The sequence below is a fragment of the Bacteroides sp. AM16-13 genome, from assembly GCF_003602705.1.
GTDB lineage: Bacteria > Bacteroidota > Bacteroidia > Bacteroidales > Bacteroidaceae > Bacteroides > Bacteroides xylanisolvens.
In genome coordinates this window covers 47808-69505 of record NZ_QTLK01000008.1, presented here as the reverse complement: position 1 = coordinate 69505, position 21698 = coordinate 47808, and the positions used below count along the sequence as shown (strand labels likewise).

Below are 21698 nucleotides of genomic sequence, written 5' to 3'. Positions count from 1 at the left end.
GTTTTCCGTATGACAAATGTATAGCTTTCTTTTCAAATTACCATAACGATTTTAACCTTGCTAAGGTTTTTAAAGTTTTTATGTCTCTGTATTCAAATTATTGCGTACATTTGCAGCTCCAAGTAGAAAAAGTAAATAGTAATTAAGTAATTTGTAGTTAAAATTATGCCAACCATATCCATTCGCGGAAACGAGATGCCTGCATCTCCTATCAGAAAGCTGGCTCCTTTGGCAGACGCTGCCAAGCAACGTGGAGTCCATGTGTTTCACCTGAACATCGGACAGCCTGATCTGCCCACTCCTCAGGCCGCGATTGACGCGATACGCAATATTGACCGGAAGGTATTGGAGTATAGTCCAAGTGCCGGTTATCGTAGCTATCGCGAGAAACTAGTAGGATATTATGCGAAATTTAATATCAATCTTACAGCAGACGATATAATCATTACATCAGGAGGTTCGGAAGCCGTACTTTTTTCTTTCCTTTCCTGCCTGAATCCGGGAGATGAAATAATCGTTCCGGAACCGGCTTATGCTAACTATATGGCATTTGCAATCTCTGCCGGAGCAAAGATCCGCACCATTGCTACGACCATTGAAGAGGGCTTTTCTCTTCCGAAAGTAGAGAAGTTTGAAGAACTGATTAATGAGCGTACCAAAGCGATTCTTATTTGTAATCCCAACAATCCTACCGGTTATTTGTATACCCGTCGTGAAATGAATCAGATTCGTGACCTGGTAAAGAAGTACGATTTGTTCCTTTTCTCCGATGAAGTATATCGTGAATTTATATATACCGGTTCTCCTTATATCTCTGCCTGCCATTTGGAAGGTATTGAGAATAATGTGGTATTAATTGACTCCGTATCCAAACGTTATTCAGAATGTGGTATTCGTATTGGTGCGTTGATAACCAAAAACAAGGAGATACGCGATGCTGTCATGAAGTTCTGCCAGGCTCGTTTGAGTCCTCCATTGATCGGACAGATTGCTGCAGAGGCCTCTTTGGATGCTCCGGAAGAGTATTCTCGTGAAACGTATGATGAATATGTAGAACGTCGTAAATGCTTGATTGACGGTTTGAACCGTATTCCCGGTGTTTATTCACCCATCCCGATGGGCGCTTTCTATACAGTAGCGAAACTTCCGGTAGATGATTCCGACAAGTTCTGTGCATGGTGCCTCTCTGATTTTGAATATGAAGGTCAGACGGTATTCATGGCTCCGGCTTCCGGTTTCTATACCACTCCGGGTTCCGGCATTAATGAAGTTCGTATTGCTTACGTATTGAAGAAAGAAGATTTAACCCGTGCGCTTTTTGTCTTGCAGAAGGCCTTGGAAGCATATCCGGGAAGAACAGAATGAAATTTAAGTATTAAGTATTAGGTATTAAGTATTAACCGTAGCTTCTTGTGTGTTTGCTCGTGTTTATAATTGTCTAATACTTTATGTCTAATACTTAATACTTTATACTTAATACTTAATCCAATGTCTCTATCACTTTTCATAGCTCGGCGTATCTATCGTGAAAGCGATGGCGGAAAGCAGGTGTCACGTCCTGCGGTCCTCATTGCCATGGCGGGTATTGCTATTGGTTTGGCTGTGATGATTATTGCGGTAGCGGTAGTTATCGGGTTTAAAAGTGAGGTGAGAAATAAAGTCATAGGATTCGGGTCACATATTCAGATAACTAATCTGGATGCCGTCAGTTCTTACGAAACTCATCCGATTGCGGTAGGAGACAGTATGATGACTGCTCTTGCTGATTATCCGGAGATAAGCCATGTGCAGCGTTTCTCTACCAAACCGGGTATGATTAAGACCGATGACGCTTTTCAAGGAATGGTGTTAAAAGGGGTAGGTCCGGAGTTCGACCCCCATTTTATAAAAGAGTATTTGGTAGAAGGGGAGATTCCTGTTTTCAGTGATTCAGTATCTACCAATCAAGTGCTTATCTCGAAAGCGTTGGCAACTAAAATGAAGTTGAAACTGGGAGATAAGATATATACCTATTATATACAGGATGATATTCGTGCTCGTCGCCTGACGATTGCCGGAATTTATCAGACGAACTTCTCCGAATACGACAACCTCTTTTTACTGACGGATCTCAATCTGGTGAATCGCTTGAACGGTTGGCAACCGGAACAGGTGACCGGTGTGGAATTACAGGTGAAAGATTATGATAAACTGGAAGATATAACCTATGAGATCGCAACTGATATTGACAACAGGCAAGATGAACTGGGAGGTGTGTATTATGTGCGTAACATCGAACAACTGAATCCTCAAATCTTTGCCTGGCTTGATTTATTGGATTTGAACGTATGGGTGATTCTGATTTTGATGATAGGAGTTGCCGGCTTCACCATGATTTCCGGTTTACTGATTATTATCATCGAACGCACCAATATGATTGGGATTTTAAAAGCATTAGGAGCCAATAATTTCACGATTCGCAGAACCTTTCTTTGGTTTGCAGTCTTTCTGATTGGCAAAGGTATGCTATGGGGCAATGCTATTGGTTTGGCATTCTGTATTCTTCAATCTCAATTCGGACTCTTCAAACTTGATCCGGAGACTTATTACGTAGATACTGTCCCGGTATCTTTTAATGTTTTACTTTTTATCTTGATTAATTTGGGTACTTTGTTTGCTTCTGTATTGATGTTGATTGGTCCTTCATTTTTGATTACCAAGATCAATCCGGCAAGCTCCATGAGATACGAATAATCCTCTTTTTATCTACCCGTTTTCTACTGCATAAATAATTTAGTCTGTTGCGTGATGTGGAGTGAATAATATGTCTATATTTGCGCCCAATTTACTTAATATCCTCTTGTAGGTTTAATTTTTAACCATTATGAATAATGTGTTAATCCTGTTGGATAATCTGGATGACTGGAAACCGTATTACGAGACAAGTAGTGTCCTGACTGTTTCCGACTATCTGAAAAACAAGCCGGTAGAAAAAGACCGGAAGTTAGTTATTAATCTTAGCGATGATTACAGTTATAACTCTGAAGGGTATTACTGTTCATTGTTAGCCCAAACGAGAGGACAGAAAGTCATTCCGGATGTTGATATAATCAACAAGTTGGAGACCGGGACGGGTGTTCGGATGGATCGTAGTCTGCAAGCCCTCTGTTACCAGTGGATACAGAAGAACAATGTCAAAGACGACATTTGGTATCTGAACATTTACTTTGGCAAATGTAGAGAGAAAGGTCTGGAACGGATTGCACGATTTATTTTTGAGAATTACCCTTGTCCATTATTGAGGGTGGCTTTGAATACTCATCCCAGAAATCAGATCGAAAGTATTCAATTTCTTCCTCTGAATCGGCTCAATGATGAAGAGCAGGATTTCTTTGCCAACACATTGGATAACTTTAATAAGAAAATATGGCGTGCGCCTAAGTCGGCGAAAGCTTCCCGTTATAGTTTAGCTGTATTGGTTGATCCACAGGAAAAATTTCCGCCCAGCAACAAAGGTGCCTTGCATAAATTGGCAGAAGTTGCCAAGAAGATGAATATTCATGTGGAAATGATTACGGAAGATGACGCCATCCGTTTGCTCGAATTTGATGCCTTGTTCATTCGTACTACAACATCATTGAATCATTATACATTCCATTTGTCGCAATTGGCTGCACAAAACGGAATGGCCGTTATTGACGATCCGCTTTCCATCATCCGTTGTACGAACAAAGTATACCTGAAAGAACTTTTTGAAAAGGAAAAAATTTCTGCTCCTAAGTCAACGCTGATTTTTCAGTCAAACGATCATTCGTTTGAGCAAATCAGCGAACAGGTGGGGGCTCCTTTTATTCTGAAGATACCGGATGGGTCTTATTCTATTGGCATGAAAAAGGTTTCGAATGAGGAAGAACTGCAAGCAAGTCTGAAGATGCTGTTTGAGAAGTCGGCTATCTTACTGGCGCAGGCATTTACTCCTACGGAGTTTGACTGGCGTGTCGGCCTGTTGAATGGGGTGCCGCTGTATGCCTGCAAATATTATATGGCAAAAGGACATTGGCAAATTTACTGCCACTATGATTCGGGCAGAAGTCGTTGCGGACTGGTAGATACGATTCCTATTTATCAGGTACCTCGGGTAGTGTTGGATACAGCCGTTAAAGCTGCGAATCTGATCGGAAAGGGATTGTATGGAGTCGACCTGAAAATGGTAGATGATAAAGCCTATGTTATTGAGATCAATGATAATCCGAGTATCGACCATGGGCTGGAAGATGCCATTATCGGTGATGAAATGTATTACCGGTTACTGAATCATTTTGAACAGGCCTTGGAGGCGAAACATTATTGATGATGGAGACGGGTTTATTTGTTCGTAAAGCACAGCAAAGTGATATTCCTGCTATTTTGGAAATAGAATGGGAATGTTTTCGGGAAGATAGCTTTTCGAAAGAACAGTTTGCTTATCTGATAAGCCGCTCGAAAGGAACTTTCTATGTAATGATGGAAGGGGATAGGGTAATCGCTTATGTCTCCTTATTATTCCATGGTGGAACTCATTATTTAAGGATATATTCGATAGCTGTCCATCCGGATTTCAGAGGGAAAGGATTGGGACAAGCATTGATGGACCAAACGATTCGGACAGCTAACGAATGTAAGGCTGCTAAAATTACTTTGGAAGTGAAGGTGACGAACGCTGCCGCTATTGCGCTATATATGAAAAATGGCTTTATTCCGGCAGGAATAAAGCCATGCTATTATCATGATGGTTCGGATGCTATTTATATGCAACGATTGATTCAATAAATTTATCTTCTCATGAAATCTCCTTTTCCTCGAAAGAATCGGCAAATCTTGAAATTCAGCGACTGTATAGGTTGGAGAAGGTCGAATATCGGTAATGAGAAATAGTATTTCCGGTTTCCTCCCATTTCTTTGGCTGTTTGGTTAATAACGATAATTTGCATGATGAAGCGTAGTAACCAGATTAACAGTGCGATGCCTGCGACTAACCAATGAGAATTGAGGACGCCGGATGCGATGCCTGCTATACAGGAAACATAGAATAACAGACGGGAGAAAGTCTCAAATCCCAAAAGGTATCGTTGTATTCCCTGATAATATCTTGCGGTCGCCATATAGCTTATTTTTTCCTCTTTCCATTCTTTGTATCGGTACACAGGATTTATCCGTGTGGTGGCGTTGATGTCTGTTTCGACGCGGGTATTTGAAGGAGTTGCCAACTGGTTGATGAATAGGTCATCCTCTCCACGTTGCAGGTTCAGGTATTTGGAGAATCCTTTCTGTTGGAAAAACAACTCTTTCCGGTAAGCTAAGTTACGTCCGATACCCATATATGGTTTTCCGGCTAAAGCGAATCCCAGATAACGCAAGGATTGGAAGAGGGTATCAAATGCGGTACGTTTGTGCAACCATCCTTTTGTACGGTCATAGCCGCTATATCCCAATACGATTTGAGTCTGCGGAGTAAAGTTGCGTGCCATCAACTTTAACCACTGGTTACTTGCCGGCATACAGTTTGTTTCTGTAAATACCAGCCAATCATGTTTACTGGCTTTAATGCCTAATGTCAGGGCCAGTTTTTTATGACTGATATAGCGTGCGCTTTCAGGGGTAAAACTGTGGTAAAGATGAGGATATTTTTCTTCTATCATTCCCAGTATATCCTCGGTTTCATCTGTGGAAGCATCGTTGATGACAATCACCTCGAATTGCGGATAATCCTGTTCCAGAATGGCTGGCAGGATTTTACGCAGGTTTTCAGCCTCATTGCGTGCGCAGAGAATTACGGAAAGTGGAGGCAGTTCTCGTGAAAAATGTACCTCTTCTTTGCGTACAGCCTTATTATGGGCATGTATCCGATTGTACAGACCAAAATAATAGATGAGCTGAATGATAAAAAGAATGCCTGCCGCTGATAAAAGAATCAGTTCGACAGTATTGAATGTAAATGTTTCCATCAAATTTTAGTGTCGTTTTTACAACGGCAAAAGTACACAATTTTTCGGTAGTTCCGTCATCTCGACGGGAGGTTATTTCGTAAGTCCAGATATTCTTTTTTAAACATATCTACAAAAAGGAAGAATAACGCAAGCAACAACGGACCGAAGATCACTCCCATAAACCCAAATAACGGCAGACCGATGACTACCCCGAAAATAGTGATAAGCGGATGAGTATCTGCCATTTTCTTTTGAAGAATAAACCGGATCAGGTTATCTGACTGTGATACGACGATGGCTCCATAAGCAGCAATTCCGATGGCATTAAACCAGTCTCCGCTTATGGCAAGGTAAGCGGCTACGGGAAACCATACCAGTGCGGTGCCTACCATCGGAATAATGGTTGCAAAGCAGGTCAGAAATCCCAGCATCAATATGTTGGGTGCTCCGAAAAGGAGATAACCGATCATGGCTACTCCTCCCTGAATGATAGCCAGCAAGGGAATACCGATGGCATTGGAACGAACAATCATATTGATTTCGTGGATTACTTCTTGAGTATTGGTCTCGTTAAATGGCAGAATATCGTTGACGTATGCTTCCATTTTTTTTCCTCCGATCAACATGAAATAAAGTACAAAGATCATGACGAACAGGTTGATGGCGAGACTGCTGATACTCTCCATTATGATTTGTCCGATACGGGGAAGTATGGAGACAATGAATGTCAATGTATCTTTTCCTAATACATCATATCCTGTTTTCTCTTTGATAAATTCGGCTACTTGTTGGATCGGTGCGATATACGTTTGTGGGTCCAGATTGATATCTTGTAGTTTATTTACTACCATCCAGACGGTCAGTCCCAAAGGAATAAGGAAGACAAAAATAGTTTCTGCGGTAATCAGTAAAGCACTTAGGCTACGTTTTAGCTTTCGTTTTTCTACCAGATATCTCATCTGTCCGCGTACGAGAATATAAATAGTGAGTGCTCCCAATAATCCTCCCAGGAATGGAGTGATTTGTCGGAAGATGATGATCCCCATAAATAGGATGATGACGATGAGGGAATATTTCCAGTATTGTTCTTTGGTGCTCATATCATGTGAAATTCGTTTATATAATGAACAATTAAGGTATAGGAAAGGTTTGTTTTATGGTGAGATAACGATATGAAAACAGTTTGGTTTCATTGAGCGGATATTCGTTAATATCCAATTGATTTATGTTAAATGTTAACGGATTGGTTGTTTCTATTAAACCATGTTATAAGATACACTGCTTTGACCTGAAAATTTGGAGATAACCGAAAAGCTCGTATCTTTGTAGTGTGTTTTTCATAGTATTAGATTTAAGGTTAACAAAGATTGGCTGTCTGGGATAGATAGCCTTTTTTTATGTTATATATTCTGCTCTGTTTGACTATCCTCTTGGTTTTTCACAAAAAGCATTTGATTCCCACGTCCCACTTTACAGATTATGCCTTCTTTGGCAAACCGCTTTAAATCCTCTAATGCTTTATTTTTCAGTCGTCCGGTCAGTTCGGTATATGTGGTGCGTGTGATGAATCCATATCGGTTGACGTGTTCAAGTAGTCTTCTTTTCAGTTCTTCGTCATCCAGTTGGCTTGAAGCTTGGAAAAATAGTTTTTGAGCCCGTTCCAGTTTACCCGTTGCTTTCTTCTTGAATGTTTTGGAAGCAAGGAAATTCACTCCGTTGAATTGAATGGAAGGTGAACGCAGATCTTTTTTATCTTTCACCAGTCGGGATTTTATCTTTCCGGAAAAATAACCGAACTCACCTACTTCTACCCGGTAGCCTTGTCCTATGTATTCTCCCACGAGGTCTACAAGTTCCATCAGTGTACCTTCTACCACTCCCGGCTTGTATCCGGTGCGGGCAACGAGTTGTTTCAATAGTTGTTTGGTGTTGATAGTGCCGTTAAATACAATGCTGGGATACAACACATCCTTTTCTCCCTCTTTTGTAGTGAGAGCCGGTTTCTTCTTAAAGTCGTAATATGCCATTATTCTGATAATTAAATATATTCTCTGTATTCTTTATTGTTTTTTACTGTAGCTTTTATGAAACTGCTTAGTATAATTTTGCTCGTCCTGTTATAGGGTGTCTATTGTCCTGTTATAAAAAACTATTTGTTTTCCTATAAGAAAATAATTGTTTTGTTGTAAGGGGATAATGAAAATTATGCAGTAAAGGTATTTGTTTTATGTGAGGCGGACAAGTAATTGATGCAATGTTTGGGAATAATCTTCTAATGTGTTGAACAAGTGAACGTTTCTTGTCCTGTGCCGAAAATTATGTTTTTCAGCATAAGTGAGTGTTTTTCTATACTAATATTATTGTATTCTAAAAAAAATCCCTTAATATTGCATTTGTATTATTTGTCAGACAAATAATACAAATCGTAAAATTCTAATAATATGAAGATAGAAATTAATCAAACAACATTAATCGATCAGGTGGAAGACAGTCTGCTTACTTACTTTAAAAAGAATGACTTAAGGCGTGGAGATTCAATTCCCAATGAGAATAATCTGGCTGCAGAATTAGGAGTTGCAAGGAGTGTTGTCAGAGAAGCATTGAGTCGTTTGAAAATGATGGGGCTGATTCATGCACGTCCTCGCAAAGGAATGGTTCTGACCGAACCTTCTATTTTAGGAGGGATGAAAAGAGTGATAGATCCTCGTGTTTTGAGTGAAGAAACTATTTTAGATCTGTTAGATTTCAGAATTGCACTTGAAATAGGAATATCAAGCGATATTTTCCGTAAGATAACTCCTAAAGACATCGAAGAATTAAGCGAGATAGTGAAAATGGGAATTGTTTTTGAGAATAATGAATACGCATTAATCAGTGAATCGGCTTTTCATACGAAACTATATAAAATCACTGGAAATAAAATAATATCCGAATTTCAGGAAATCATTCACCCTATACTTGTCTATGTGAAAGAAAAATTCAAAGATTATTTGAAACCTATAAATATAGAAATGAGTAAAAGTGGTAAAATAGCTACTCATGCTGATTTGCTGGATTTTATAAAAAAAGGGGATGAAAAAGGATACCGGGATGCCATCGAAAGACATTTTGAGGTTTATAAGATTTTCAAGGTCAATCGGAGTCAGGAGTTGATGGCAGAAAAAGAAAGTAGTGAAAAGGTAGAAGGGATATGAAAAGACTACATTTCATCATTTTATGTTTATCCTTAATAATATTGTTTATGAATACATCTTGTTTGAGAAAAAAGGAAAAGAGGATAGAGGTGCAATGGGAAAACTCATTGCTGCTTCCAGGATGCGCCGGCATGCCGGAGAACGTCGGATTAGCAGGTGCATATTCCGGGATAGTGGAAGGAAAGTTGCTTGTGCTGGGCGGAGCTAACTTTCCTGACAAGTATCCTTGGGAAGGAGGAACGAAAACTTGGTGGTCTACTTTATATAGCTATGATTTACAAACGGGAAAATGGACTGTTTATGATGATTTTCTCGATCGCCCGCTTGCTTATGGAGTTTCAATAAGTCTGCCGGAAGGATTGTTGTGTATTGGAGGGTGTGATCGTACGCAGTGTAGTGATAACGTTTTCCTGATAAAGAAAGAAGAAGATTCATTTGTGATAGACTCTGTCAGTTATCCATCTTTGCCGGTTCCGTTGGCGAATGCAACGGGAGCAATGGGTGATAACTGTATTTATATTGCTGGGGGGCAAGAGACTATGGTAAATGAACAGTCGACTCATCATTTTTACATGCTTGATTTGATGCATAAAGAAAGAGGATGGCAAGAAATGCCGGATTGGAATGGTCCTTCTCTTTCCTATGCAGTAGGCGTGGCTCAAGGGGAACGATTTTATCTTTTCAGCGGAAGAAGTTATGCTCCGGATGAGGCGATGGTAGAACATACGGAGGGGTACGTATTTGAGCCAGGCATTGGAAAATGGAGTAAAATGATCGGTTCTTTTCCTGTAATGGCGGGGACTGGTATACCATACGGGGAGGATAAGATTCTGCTATTTGGGGGAGTGGAAGAGATTCTTCCTACATCTTCCGAGCATCCGGGATTCAGCCGCAAGTTACGAGTAGTCAGTACAAGTACGAATTCTCTGGTAGATTCGCTCGAATGTCCTTATCGCATTCCGGTTACTACGAATGTTGTTTCTGCCGGGAATCAGGTATTTATCGTAAGTGGTGAGGTACAGCCGGGAATACGGACGCCATTTATTCTAAAAGGAAGTTTCTAGAAATAAAATGAAATATCAAATCTAATTAAATGCATTATGAACAATTATGAAAGACTGGAAGGTATGGTTGCGGCCACCTTCACCCCAATGGATGAAAATGGGGATGTAAATTTATCTATTATTGAAAAATATGCTGATTGGATCGCATCAACTCCTATTAAAGGGGTGTTTGTGTGCGGTACGACTGGTGAATTCTCTTCGCTGACGATTGATGAACGTAAATTAATTCTTGAAAAATGGGTTGCTTCGGCTGGTAAGCGGTTCAAAGTGATTGCCCATGTAGGTTCAAACTGTCAACGGAGTGCTATGGAACTGGCATGTCATGCGGAAAAAGCAGGAGCCGATGCCATTGCTTCAATAGCTCCGTCTTTTTTCAAGCCGGGAACGGTAGATGAGTTGATCGATTTTTTTGCTCCGGTTTGCAGGTCTGCCAGTGGACTGCCTTTCTATTACTATAATATGCCGTCGATCACAGGGGTTAATTTGCCGGTAGATAGATTTTTGGTAGAGGGTAAGAAGAAAATACCAAACTTGGTAGGTACTAAATTTACTCATAATAACCTGATGGAGATGGGGGCTTGCATCGATTTGGAGCAGCATAAGTTTGAAGTTCTGCATGGCTTTGACGAGATTCTGATTGCAGGTTTATCAATGGGAGCTGTGGCAGGCGTAGGAAGTACATATAATTATATTCCCAATGTTTACCATGCCATTTTTGAATCAATGAAGCAAAATGATGTGGAAACAGCACGTGTCTGGCAAATGAAATCTATACGTACAGTGGAAGTTATCATTAAATATGGTGGAGGCGTACGTGGAGGTAAAGCTATCATGAAATTAATAGGTATTGATTGCGGCAGTTGTCGTTTACCGATTAAACCTTTTTCAGTTGAGGAGTATGACAAATTAAAAGGTGATTTGGATGCAATAAATTTCTTCGATTTTTAGATATAAAAAGAGGAGATGACAGTAAAAGTATATTGCTGGGGTTTAGCTATTTTACTTTCTGTCATTCCCCTCAAATCTAGTTAAATGCGTTCAAAATTACCTAAAATAAAAATACTATGAAAGTAAGAAGGGAAATATTAATCATATTTTCAATGATTTTATTATTGGTATTGCCAGCCATGTCTTTGGGTAAAGAAATAAAATGGGTGCTGGAACGACCGGTAATTCCTGTGTTGGTGAAGAAACCGGCAAGTCCTGTATTAAAGGTTACTCTAATCAGGGCAGACAATCAACCTTACACCATTCAGCAAATAGATTTAGATTTATTAGGGAGTACAGATGTGGCAGATGTTGTTTCTGTTGCTATATATGGTACACAAGAAAATGGACTGATAGATACATCCCGTTTGCTATATAAATCACTTCCCGCTGCACGTAAAATATCATTTACTGATAAAGTGCAGGTAAATCAGGATTCTTTGTCTTTTTGGGTAGCCGTGACGTTGAAAGATACGGTTTCATTGGATCACCGTATTCAGCTTAACTGTAACCGGATTAAAACGACTAAAGGCAATCTGAAAATCTCGGAAAAAGGAAGTAAACCTTTGCGGGTAGGAGTAGCGGTACGGCAGAAAGGACAGGATGGGTGTGTTTCGTCACGTATTCCGGGATTGGCTACCAGCAATCAAGGAACTTTGTTAGCCATTTTTGATGCCCGTTATGACTATTCTCGTGATTTGCAAGGAAATATAGACATTGCTCTTCATCGGAGTACGGATCAGGGATTGACCTGGCAACCTGTTCAGACTGTATTGGATATGGGAGAATGGGGCGGTTTGCCGCAGAAATACAATGGAGTGAGCGATGCTTGTATTCTAGTCGATAAAAATACAGGTGACATTTATGTAGCCGGATTGTGGATGCATGGCCTGCTGGATAAAGATGGCAAGTGGATAGAAGGATTGAATGAAAGTAGCACGGTCTGGACACACCAATGGAAAGGAAAAGGCTCCCAACCCGGAACAGGACTAAAAGAAACCTGCCAGTTTATGATAGTGAAAAGTACGGATGACGGTCTTAGCTGGAGCTTTCCGGATAATATAACCACAAAGACGAAACACCCTGAATGGTGGCTGTTTGCACCAGCACCGGGACAAGGGATTACGTTGAAGGATGGCACGTTGGTATTTCCCACACAGGGACGTGATGAAAAAGGACTTCCTTTCTCAAATATTACGTATAGTAAAGATCACGGAAAGACGTGGGTGACCAGCAACTCTGCGTATCAAGATGTAACGGAATGTAGTGTCGTACAATTGAATGATGGCGCCCTGATGTTGAACATGCGTGACAACCGGAACAGAGGACATAAAGAGGTGAACGGTCGGAGAATTTGTACGACTACCGATTTGGGAGCGAGTTGGAAGGAACATCCTACTTCAAGAAAGGCACTGGTGGAACCTACTTGTATGGCAAGCCTGCACCGACATGAATATATAGAAGAAGGAAAAAAGAAAAGCATGCTTCTCTTTGTAAATCCGAATGATTACGGGAAAAGGGATAAACTGACTTTGAAAGTGAGTTTTGATGATGGAATGACCTGGCCGAAGGAACATTGGATTCTTTTCGACCAATATCGCAGTGCCGGATATTCCTGCATTACGTCCATAGATGAAAATTCAATAGGCATATTATATGAGAGCAGTCAGTCGGATTTAGCTTTTATAAAAATCGATTTAACGGAGATTTTAAAGTAAACAGGCATGAATAATAAAACTTCAAATATATATCCCTGGGTAGTAGTCGGACTATTGTGGGGTGTTGCTTTGCTGAATTATATGGACAGGCAAATGCTTTCCACTATGCGAATTCCGATGATGGAGGATGTCCGGGAATTGGAATCGGCTGCCAATTTGGGTCGTCTGATGGCTGTCTTTCTGTGGGTATACGGACTGATGAGTCCTTTGTCGGGTATCATAGGTGACCGTGTGAACCGTAAATGGTTGATTGTAGGTAGTCTGTGTGTATGGTCGGGAGTTACTTATCTGATGGGCTATGCCACCACTTTCAATCAACTCTATTGGTTGCGTGGGATTATGGGAGTTAGTGAAGCACTGTATTTACCTGCTGCTTTGTCTCTGATTGCTGATTTTCACAAAGATAAAACTCGTTCGCTGGCTGTGGGAATACATATGACGGGATTATATGTAGGACAGGCTATCGGTGGGTTCGGAGCTACTTTTGCAGCAATCTATTCCTGGCATACCACGTTTCATTGGTTTGGCATTATAGGTATAGGTTATGGTATTATTCTGGCATTTTTCCTACGTGATAAAGAGAGAGGAAATGTCTCGGAGAATCAGAAGATGAAAAAGATTCCGGTATTGAAGAGCTTGGGAATGTTATTCTCTAATGTCTTCTTCTGGGTTATCTTATTTTATTTCTGTGTGCCGGGTACTCCGGGATGGGCGGCAAAGAATTGGTTACCAACTCTTTTTTCTGATAGCTTGTCTATTGATATTTCAGTAGCAGGTCCTATGTCTACCATTTCTATAGCCTTATCTTCACTCTTCGGAGTATTGGCAGGTGGATACATCTCGGATCAATGGGTATTAAAAAATGTACGTGGAAGAGTTTATACTGGTGCGTTGGGTTTGGGGCTTATCATACCTTCCCTGCTGTTTATCGGATATGGTCATTCTATTTTTGCATTGGTCATGGGAGCGGTGTTATTCGGAATAGGTTTTGGTATGTTTGATGCAAATAATATGCCTATTCTTTGTCAGTTTGTATCTGCACGTTACAGGGCAACCGCTTATGGTATTATGAATATGTGTGGTGTATTTGCCGGAGCTGCTATTACGAGCCTTTTAGGCGAATCAATGGATGCCGGACACTTGGGACGTGATTTTGCACTGCTTGCTATATTGGTACTGGCTATGCTGGTTATTCTGGTCACTTGTCTGCGACCTAAAACAATTGATATGAAAGATTAATTTTCAAATTTTAATTTTATATTTTATGAAAAACTCAATAAAGCATACGAATAAAATATTATCGGTGTTATTTGCTTTTTTATTTATTTCCCTAAATATTCAAGCAGATGATATCAGTTCTAAAGAAATTAAAGTTTCTGGTATAGTACAGGATCAAACTGGGGTAGAATTGCCCGGAGTTTCAATTTCTGTAAAAGGAGTAGATAAAGGTACCATTACCAATGCGTCCGGTGAATTCTCAATAATGGTTTCTCCTGACGCTACTCTTATTGTTTCTTTTGTAGGAATGGAAACAAAAGAAATTGCAGTCAAAGGGCGTAGAAATATTGTCATTGTTTTGAAAGAGAGTTCTGTATTGCTTGATGAAGTTGTAGCTATAGGCTATGGAAAACAATCAAGGGCATTAATAACCAATTCTATTTCTAAGATAAATAAGGAAGAATTCCAGAAGGCACCCGGACAGAATCCATTATTACAGTTACAAGGAAAAGTGCCTGGTCTGTCTTTACAGATTTCTAGTGGGCAGCCTGGAGCTGATCCTCAATTATTTATTCGTGGAGGAAGTTCAACTTCGCCGGAAAGTGATACACCTTTAATAATTATTGATGGTATAATATCACAAGGTTTTAGAAATATATCAGATATGAATCCGGCAGATATAGAATCTATAGAGGTCTTGAAAGATGCTGCTTCTACTGCTATCTATGGTTCCAGAGCAGCCAATGGTATTATTCTTGTTAAGACTAAATCCGGTCAGAAAGGGAAACCTGTTGTGAGTCTGCGATACACATACGGAGTGGAACAACAACCTCAGCGAATCCCATTATTGAATGCACGGGATTATATAACATTATCTCGTTCGAATATTGCCAAATTTAATCAGGCAGACTTAACTTATAATGGAAAAGAAGATCAGGCTAAATTTTTGAGCGGTTCATTTGGTATGTCAACCGGAAATCCTAGAAATTCAAAGAATACGCTTGAGTTTTTGGATGTTTATCTTCAAAAGTATGGTCAAGGTTACGTCAGTAACTTGTTGGAAAACGAAGGATGGCAGACAATGGCAGATCCTGTTACAGGTAAACAACTTATTTTTCAGGATAATGACTTTCAGAAAGCCACCTTTACAACTGGGCAGAAGCATGAAATAGATTTGAGCATTAGTGGAGGGACGGAAGTTATTAACTATTATGTAGGATTAAGATATTTGAATCAGGATGGTATTCTTCGAGGTACGAATTATAAGAATTACAGCGTTTTGTTTAATGGAAACTATAAATTGAGTGAAGCATGGAGTCTGTCTACTAAAGCTAGTTTGCAGGTGAGAGATGCTGTAGGAGGTGGAAATACAGTTAATACCATATCACGAAGCATATTGACTCCACCAACTTACCGCTTGTATTATGAAGATGGAACTCCGGCTCCGGGTGAAGGAATTTCTTCTTTCAGAAGCAGATTGCATGAAATTTATTATAAGACTAACTATGATGATACCAATGTATATAGGACAACTTTCCAATTAGGTGCAATTTGGAATATTCTGCCTGGCTTGATATTAAAGCCTACAGCCTATTATTTCGGTACGGAAGGTATAGAAAATTATTTTCAGGCAGATAATGAAACAACCGGAAATACAATTCGTCCGGCTTCTGCCAAACATAATTTTGACAGGCATTTGCAGGGAGATTTAGTGCTTTCGTATGATAAGAAAGTGAAAGATCATAATATTGGAGTCGTAGCAGGTGCCAGCTATACTCATGATTATAGTTATAGGCTTTCTGCAAGTGGCAGTGGTTCTTCCATAGATTTAATTCCGACATTAAATGCAACGGCAGATAGTACTCAGCGGGCAAGTTCGACTAAAACAATGGAAGCCACTTTGAGTTATTTCGGACGTGTAAATTATGATTATAATGGCAAATATCTTTTCTCCATCAGTATGCGTGCCGATGGTTCTTCGCGATTTGCGGAAGATAATAAATGGGGATTTTTCCCGGGAGTATCTGCTGGGTGGAATATGCATCGGGAAAACTTCTATAAACCATTGGAAGCTATCGTTAGTCGTTGGAAATGGCGTGCTAGTTGGGGGCGCACAGGTAACAACAATTTGAGTGTGGCTAATTCGAGAGGAGAATATAAGATTACAGATACCAACTATCAGGGCTCTGTCGGTATATTAAATACAACATTGAAAAATTCGCAGTTGCGCTGGGAAACAACAGAATCCTATGACATCGGGGTTGATTTGGGCTTTTTCAATAATAGATTAGGACTGTTAATCGACTATTACAACAAACTGACATTTGACAGATTGTATGATGAACCTTTATGGAGTTCTACCGGATTTAGTTCCATTAAGAGTAACTATGGATCTGTTAGAAACTCAGGAGTAGAGATTGAGTTGAATGCTACTCCTATTCAAACTAAAGATTTCTCATGGGATTTAGGGTTGACATTTGCTTATAACAAAGGAGTGGTAGTAGACTTACCGGATAATGGAGAAGAAAAGCATCGTGTAGGAGGAAACTTTGTTTATGATCCTGCAACTGGAGGGACAAAAAAAGTGGGTGGTATTGCCGAAGGTGAGAGATTTGGCGGAAGATGGGCTTTTCATTACTTGGGAACATATCAGACTGAAGAAGAAGCGGCCAAGGCACCTAATGACCCGAACGCACAAGGAAGAAAGAAACATGCGGGAGATGCAATATTTGAAGATGTAAATAATGATGGACAATTGGACTCTAAAGACATGATTTTCATGGGATATGTTCGTCCTGATAAAGTCGGAGGAATTATTAATACATTGAAATACAAAGGACTAACTGTACGGATCGTTATGGACTGGGCTATGGGGCATGTAATAGACAATGGCTTCAAAGGACAGATAATGGGTAGCTCACGTAATAATAATAATGCCATCAAAGAGGCAATGACCAATTCTTGGCAGAGTGCGAATGATGGGAGCAAATATCCTAAATATACTGTTCAGAGCGACTATGATTATCAATATAGAAATCATATGAGATGGGATAATCAGATCGGGAGCTCTGCAAGTGGTAGTACTAATAATAGCTTGTATTTTAGCAAGGGAGATTACCTGGCATTCAGGGAAGTGTCTTTAAGTTATATGTTGCCATTATCTTGGATTAGAAAGATGAGACTCAGTGCTGTGGAAGTTTTTGCAGGAGCGTATAATATTGGTTATATAAAAAAATATGATGGCATGTTTCCTGAAATATATACTGGTGTTGACTATGGCATTTATCCGAGACCCAGACAATATAACATGGGAGTAAAAATTAATTTCTAATTAAATAAGACTCATAATTATGAAACAATTTAAATCAATACTATTAGGCATTTCTTTATTCTTGTTGCATTCGTGTAACTTACTGGATGTAGATACTGTTTCAAGCATTACCGGAGATGGATACTGGAATACAAAAGGCGATGTAGAAAGTTATATGATTGGTATTTATACCAAATTGCGCGATACATCGAATTCTACTCTTCATTTTGAAGACAGAGGAGATGCCTTTACAACAGGGCTGGAAGGTGGCCCTTCTAATTTATGGGCGCAAAACCTCACATCGCAAAATGGTTATAGCTGGTCGAGCTATTACTCTGTAATACAACATTGTAATATGTTACTGAAGTATACTCCCGGAATAGATTTTGGTGTAGAGGCTGATAAAAACAGATTATTGGCAGAGGCGTATTGTATCAGAGGGTATATGTATTTCTGTATTGCCCGGATATGGGGGGATGCCCCTTTGGAACTGGAACCGACAGAAAGTTCAAATAAGCCTAAGTTAGCAAGAGAACCCGCGGAGGAAGTTTTGGCACGTGCTCTAAGTGATGTAAATACGGCAATTGATCTTTTTCCGGAAGAAAGTTATGCAAATGGAAAAGGAAGGGCATCGAAGCCGGCATGCTATGCATTGAAAGCCGATATTTTGCTATGGAAAGCAAAAGTGATGAATGGATCGGAACAAGATTTGAAAGATGTCATAACTTATGCGGATTTGGCAAGTAAAGGACTTTCACTGGAAGATAACTTTGCAGATATTTATGGAACTAAATATGGGAAAGAAGTGATATGGACTATCCATTTCGAAATTTATGAAAAGGAAGCTCAGTATAGTCAGAGTCTGAAGCCAAGAGATGTTTTTGTAGAAAAGGCGGTCAATAAGGATGAAATTCCTTATGCTAAAGGAGGAGCTCGCAGCACTTATGCACCAAGTCCGTTTTTGATAGGTCTTTTTAATGCTAATCCGGCAGATATCAGAACCAAAGACTCTTATATCACTGCAAAGGATGCGGACGGAAATGAAATAGGGACTTTTGATAATAAGATGAAGGGAACAAAAACAGAAGGAGATCGCACCTATGACTCAGATATAGTTATATATCGGCTTGCAGAGATGTATTTATTTAAAGCAGAAGCCTATGCGGCGTTAAATCAAACGCCACAGGCTATTATTGAACTGAATAGAGTCAGAGACCGTGCCAAGATTGGAACTTATAGTGGAAGTACCAATAAAATAGCAGTGGAGAAAGAAATTCTGAACGAGCGTGCAAGAGAGTTATATCTTGAGAGAAAAAGATGGCCCGATCTTCTTAGATTTCATTATGGTGGAACGATTGATGTTTATCAGGAGGTCCCGAACTTAAAGAAAAAAGTCGATGATAATATTATCATTCCATTATATCTTGCAATCCCATTGAGCGATATAAATATCAATCCTAATTTAAAACAAACTCAAGGATATGAAAACCTATAAGATTATTACATGCGTATTTCTTTTTACAAGTATGTTTACACAGGCTTGTCAAAAAGATGATGAGACACAAGGAAACCCAACTCCTGTTCCACCGGAAGAAGAAGTGCCTTCGTCCGAATTCAACTATATTTATAATCAAGGGACGGATGGTTTTGAACTCTATCGAATACCTGCTATTGTTAAAAGTAAAAGCAATACTTTATTAGCTTTTGCTGAAGCTAGAAAAGCTCGAAGTAATGGAGATAGCGGAGATATAGATCTTGTAGTCAAACGTTCGTCGGATAATGGAAAAACATGGAGTAAACAGATTACGATATGGAATGATGGACAAAACACTTGTGGAAATCCCGTGCCTATTGTTGACGACAGAGGTAGAATACATCTGCTTATGACTTGGAATTTCCAGACTGATAAATGGGGGGCAATAACCAATGGTACCGGAGAAGACAGCCGACGTCCGTACTATACATATTCTGATGATGACGGCATTACTTGGGCGCAACCAGTTGAAATAACTTCTTCTGTAAAAAAAGAAAAATGGGATTGGTATGCTACCGGTCCGTGCCATGGTATTCAGATTCAAAAGGGAATACATAAAGGAAGATTAGTTGCTCCAAACTATTTTACAACTCGGGAGAGTGGAAAGGTCACGAGTTATTCTCATATCATTTATTCTGATGATTACGGAAAAACATGGAAACCAGGAGAACCTACTCCTGTCGGTGGTGTTGGAGAATGTTCTGTAGCCGAGATAGGAGAGGGAACGTTAATGTTGAATATGAGAGCAGATGAAGGCTTTTATCGGAAAAGTTGTACTAGCATAGATGGAGGACTTACTTGGTCTTCACCTCAAATTAGCATTGATCAAATAGACTGTAAGTGTCAGGGTAGTATATTATCAATAGGAGGAGCTGTTTTTCTTTCGAATGCTGCTTCCGCTACGGAACGTATTAATATGACTATCAAAAAAAGTACGGATAATGGGAAAAACTGGAAGGGACAATATACAGTTTATGAAGGTAACTCTGGTTACTCTGATATAGTTGAGCTCTCTGATTCACAGATTGCTATTATCTATGAGGGAGGAGAAAAACGATATACGGATGGGCTGGCATTTAAAGTTGTTAGCATAAAATCAATACAATGAATTTAATACATTACTGATATGAAAAGAAAAACTATATATTTATTACAGTGTATTGTTGTGATATTGTTATTGGCTTGTTCTGAAGATGATTTGCAGTCCTTGCAAGCTGCTTTTGAATCAGATCTTCAGGAAGTCACAATCGGAGAAAGTATTACTTTCAAAGACATATCTACTGGTGAACCTTCTAAATGGAATTGGCGGTTCGAAGGTGGAGAACCAGAAACCTCAATCTTATTTAGTCCCAATGTTGTATATAATAAGCCTGGAGTTTATTCGGTTACCTTGTCTGTCGGACGCGGAGAAGAAGCAAACGAAATGGTGAAGGAACAATATATTACTGTTAACTATCCGTCGCAGATAACTGTTGACTTCTCTGCAGATAAAACTACTGCTACAAATGAAGATGTTATTTCTTTTAAAGATTTGTCCAAAGGCTATCCGAATGAGTGGTTATGGAGTTTCACACCTAAAGAAGGTGGAGCAGCTATCACTTCAACAGAACAAAATCCACAAATGACACTTTCTCCGGGAATCTATACTGTTAAATTGACAGCTAAGAATCCCAAAGCGTCTTCGGACAAAGTAAGAGAGGATTATATTACTGTTATTGATAAAAATGCGATTGCCGCTGATTTTGGTGCACAATGCCGGAATACTTATGCCGGGGGATATATTAACTTCTTGGATAAGACATTAGGAACGGTTGAAGAATGGGAATGGACATTTGAAGGAGGTACTCCAGCCAGTTCTGTAGAACAAAATCCTGTAGTGCAATATAATAATCCAGGAAAATACAAAGTGACGTTGAAAGCTAAAAACTCAGTAAATAGCTCTACGAAAGAGAAAGAAGGTTATGTATATGTTGTTTCTGCAGAAAAGTTAGTATTGTATTTGCCATTCGATGGTGATAATAAAGATGCAGGTCCAAATCAATTGAATCCTGAGGAACTTACGGCAGGAGCTGGTTCCAGTGTATATAATTCTCAGGCGCGCTTTTCCGGAGAAAGTGCTGAATGTCGATTTGCAGCACACTTCCAAGGCGACAAGCAAAATTATTCAATTTTGTCTATTCCTGAAGAAGGATTGAAGAATCATTATACGGATAGTGAATTTACAGTTGCATTTTGGGTGAAGGTTTCAAATATGACAGCTAAGAATGCAGTCTTTCATCAAGGTGTGGGACCTGGTGCTACTTATACCGATCCTGTGCCCAGACAAAGTTGGTTTAGACTTGATACCAGTGGTAAAACTGTTGTTTTCTGTGTAGAATACAAGGGAAAAGCAGGAAACTGGGCTGAATATGAAGGTAAACGAATGGATGACGGTGAGTGGCATCACTATGTATGTATTTATAAGAAAGTGGATGGAAAAAGAGATAGTTATTTGTATATAGATGGGCAGAAAGTTATTGAAAAGAAAGGGGTTGTTGACAAGGTGGTAGATAATTGGCCATACTATATTGGTTGTAACTATCGATTTACTAATGGAGAATTTGCACCTGAGAACTTCTTGAATGGTTATCTGGATGATTTTATTTTGTATAACAGAATATTGTCAGAAGAAGAAATACAAGATTTATACAATAACTAAAAACTAATTGTGGAACTTCTCTTTTAATCA

Annotated in this window: 16 protein-coding genes; 13 read left to right on the top strand and 3 right to left on the bottom strand. The window is 39.5% G+C overall.

The features are described from left to right. Positions 1–165: 165 nt before the first annotated feature. From DW173_RS08375 to rimI, 4 genes are all read left to right on the top strand, one after another. Positions 166–1365: a pyridoxal phosphate-dependent aminotransferase gene (locus tag DW173_RS08375; protein ID WP_007757808.1), complete on the top strand. Its 1200-nt coding sequence runs from the start codon at positions 166–168 to the stop codon at positions 1363–1365. A gap of 123 nt (positions 1366–1488) precedes the next feature. Next, positions 1489–2733, top strand: coding sequence for an ABC transporter permease (locus DW173_RS08370; protein WP_199722829.1), 1245 nt, complete (start codon positions 1489–1491; stop codon positions 2731–2733). 130 nt (positions 2734–2863) lie between these two features. Next, complete coding sequence (locus tag DW173_RS08365) at positions 2864–4330, top strand: RimK family protein (RefSeq protein ID WP_004314832.1); 1467 nt, start codon at positions 2864–2866, stop codon at positions 4328–4330. After that, positions 4330–4788, top strand: a complete 459-nt coding sequence (rimI, locus tag DW173_RS08360; RefSeq protein WP_120144295.1) for a ribosomal protein S18-alanine N-acetyltransferase — start codon at positions 4330–4332, stop codon at positions 4786–4788. Before DW173_RS08365 ends, rimI begins: the two co-directional genes overlap by 1 nt. A gap of 2 nt (positions 4789–4790) precedes the next feature. Here rimI and DW173_RS08355 read toward each other — a convergent pair whose 3' ends face one another. The 3 genes from DW173_RS08355 to DW173_RS08345 all read right to left on the bottom strand — a co-directional run bounded on the left by DW173_RS08355 (position 4791) and on the right by DW173_RS08345 (position 7972). Beyond that, a complete protein-coding gene (locus tag DW173_RS08355; RefSeq protein ID WP_120144293.1) occupies positions 4791–5963 on the bottom strand; it encodes a glycosyltransferase in 1173 nt (390 codons plus the stop codon). Between the two features lie 56 nt (positions 5964–6019). After that, positions 6020–7045 carry an AI-2E family transporter gene (locus DW173_RS08350; protein WP_009039911.1) on the bottom strand — a complete coding sequence of 342 codons (1026 nt, stop codon included), beginning with the start codon at positions 7043–7045 and terminating at the stop codon, positions 6020–6022. A gap of 300 nt (positions 7046–7345) precedes the next feature. Further along, positions 7346–7972, bottom strand: a complete 627-nt coding sequence (locus DW173_RS08345; protein ID WP_004314827.1) for a hypothetical protein — start codon at positions 7970–7972, stop codon at positions 7346–7348. A gap of 414 nt (positions 7973–8386) precedes the next feature. On the opposite strand from DW173_RS08345, the gene DW173_RS08340 reads away from it, so the two are divergent. From DW173_RS08340 to DW173_RS08300, 9 genes are all read left to right on the top strand, one after another. Further along, positions 8387–9139 (top strand): FadR/GntR family transcriptional regulator, encoded by a 753-nt coding sequence (locus DW173_RS08340; RefSeq protein WP_004314826.1) that lies wholly within the window; start codon positions 8387–8389, stop codon positions 9137–9139. 47 nt (positions 9140–9186) lie between these two features. Further along, a complete protein-coding gene (locus DW173_RS08335) occupies positions 9187–10203 on the top strand; it encodes a hypothetical protein (RefSeq protein WP_049702453.1) in 1017 nt (338 codons plus the stop codon). Between the two features lie 36 nt (positions 10204–10239). Next, positions 10240–11151 (top strand): dihydrodipicolinate synthase family protein, encoded by a 912-nt coding sequence (locus DW173_RS08330; RefSeq protein ID WP_120144292.1) that lies wholly within the window; start codon positions 10240–10242, stop codon positions 11149–11151. 116 nt (positions 11152–11267) lie between these two features. Next, positions 11268–12908 carry a sialidase family protein gene (locus DW173_RS08325; protein WP_120144290.1) on the top strand — a complete coding sequence of 547 codons (1641 nt, stop codon included), beginning with the start codon at positions 11268–11270 and terminating at the stop codon, positions 12906–12908. A 6-nt stretch (positions 12909–12914) separates the two neighbouring features. Continuing rightward, a complete protein-coding gene (locus DW173_RS08320; protein WP_120144288.1) occupies positions 12915–14147 on the top strand; it encodes an MFS transporter in 1233 nt (410 codons plus the stop codon). Positions 14148–14172: 25 nt separating this feature from the next. Continuing rightward, positions 14173–17457, top strand: coding sequence for a SusC/RagA family TonB-linked outer membrane protein (locus DW173_RS08315; RefSeq protein WP_120144286.1), 3285 nt, complete (start codon positions 14173–14175; stop codon positions 17455–17457). Between the two features lie 19 nt (positions 17458–17476). Next, positions 17477–18931 (top strand): RagB/SusD family nutrient uptake outer membrane protein, encoded by a 1455-nt coding sequence (locus DW173_RS08310; RefSeq protein ID WP_008025671.1) that lies wholly within the window; start codon positions 17477–17479, stop codon positions 18929–18931. Further along, positions 18918–20078: a sialidase family protein gene (locus DW173_RS08305; RefSeq protein ID WP_004314819.1), complete on the top strand. Its 1161-nt coding sequence runs from the start codon at positions 18918–18920 to the stop codon at positions 20076–20078. Before DW173_RS08310 ends, DW173_RS08305 begins: the two co-directional genes overlap by 14 nt. Before the next feature lie 18 nt (positions 20079–20096). Then, positions 20097–21668: a PKD domain-containing protein gene (locus tag DW173_RS08300; RefSeq protein ID WP_120144284.1), complete on the top strand. Its 1572-nt coding sequence runs from the start codon at positions 20097–20099 to the stop codon at positions 21666–21668. The last annotated feature ends 30 nt before the right edge of the window (positions 21669–21698 follow it).